The sequence below is a fragment of the Burkholderia sp. Ax-1720 genome (assembly GCF_011753035.1).
In the GTDB taxonomy this organism is placed as follows: Bacteria; Pseudomonadota; Gammaproteobacteria; order Burkholderiales; family Burkholderiaceae; genus Burkholderia; species Burkholderia gladioli.
In genome coordinates, this window is the sequence record NZ_VWWK01000426.1 from 1 (window position 1) to 1,318 (window position 1,318).

Annotated in this window: 1 protein-coding gene and 1 pseudogene; both read right to left on the reverse strand. The window is 72.5% G+C overall.

The genetic code is table 11. The annotated features are described in order from the left end of the window. Positions 1–81 precede the first annotated feature (81 nt). On the reverse strand, positions 82–876 hold the full coding sequence (locus F3J18_RS37395; RefSeq protein ID WP_017922115.1) for an ATP-binding cassette domain-containing protein: 795 nt from the start codon (positions 874–876) through the stop codon (positions 82–84). Positions 877–940: 64 nt separating this feature from the next. Then, a pseudogene (locus F3J18_RS37400) lies at positions 941–1,318 on the reverse strand (hypothetical protein); the annotation flags it as partial.

Below are 1,318 nucleotides of genomic sequence, written 5' to 3' on the forward strand. Positions count from 1 at the left end.
CGGCCGCGCCGGCCAGGCCGAGCGCCCCGCCGCGCGCGAGCCAGCGGCGCCGGCCCGCATCCGGGTGAAGACGAACGCGGCTCATCGCGGATAACCGATGCGGTGGCCGCCGACCGGATCGGTCATCACGCCCATCGGCACGCCGTAGATCGCCTCCAGGCTGTCCTCGCGCATGATCTCCTCGGGGCTGGCCTGCATCAGCACGCGGCCGTGGCGCAGCGATACCAGCTGGGTGCAGAAGCGCGTGGCCATGTTGACGTCGTGCAGCACCACCACGGCGGTCATGCCGCGTGCCTCGCAGAGCGTGCGGATCAGTTGCAGCACCTCGAGCTGGTGGCCGATGTCGAGCGCCGAGGTGGGCTCGTCGAGCAGCACGCAGCGGCTGTCCTGCGCGATCAGCATGGCCAGCCAGACGCGCTGGCGCTCGCCGCCCGAGAGGCTGTCGACGGGACGCTCGGCGTAGTGCGCGACGTCGGTCGAGACCATCGCGTTCTCGACGTGCTCGTGATCCTCGCGCGTGAAGCGGCCCAGCGCGCCGTGCCAGGGATAGCGGCCGAGGGCGACCAGCTCGCGCACCAGCAGGCCGTCGGTGGCCGGCGTGTACTGCGGCAGGTGCGCGACCTGCTGCGCGAAGCGCCGGTGCGGCCAGCCCGCCAGCGGCTCGCCGCCGAACGCGATGCTGCCGCGCGTGGGCGCATGCAGGCGCGCCAGCAGGCGCATCAGCGAGGTCTTGCCGGAGCCGTTGTGGCCGATCAGTCCGACCACCTGCCCGGCCGGGATGTCCAGCGTGATGTCCTGCAACAGCAGTTTGTCGCCGATCGCGAAATCGACACCTGAAAGTCGGTAGAGCGGCGTATCGCCGGCGGATGTGGTCACGGCTTCGGTTCCATCGTCTGCTTGGTCTGGCGGGAACGGCGGGCCGAAGCCCGCCGGGGCGTCATTATCCGACAGTTCGGCGGTGCCGCGCGTCGTCGCCGCCGATTTCCGCCGATTCGCCGGCCGCCGGCGCGACGGGAACCGCCGGAACCGCCGCCAGCGCACGCAGGCGGCGCGCGACGCCGGCATGCACCTCCGGATGCAGCACGATCCCGCTGTGCGTCGCATCCGCCTCGATCACCTCCACCTCGCCGCTGGTATGCGGCCGCCAGTCGCGCTCGCGACCCGCCACGGCATCGCGCGTGGCATGCCAGAAGCTCAGCGGCACGTCGATGCGCGGCAGCGCGTGCGCGACGCGCAAGCGGTAATGCAGGCCGTCGATCTCGGCCGCGCGCGCGAACAGCGGCGCCAGGGCCGCGCCGTCGGGCTGTGCGGCCAGCCA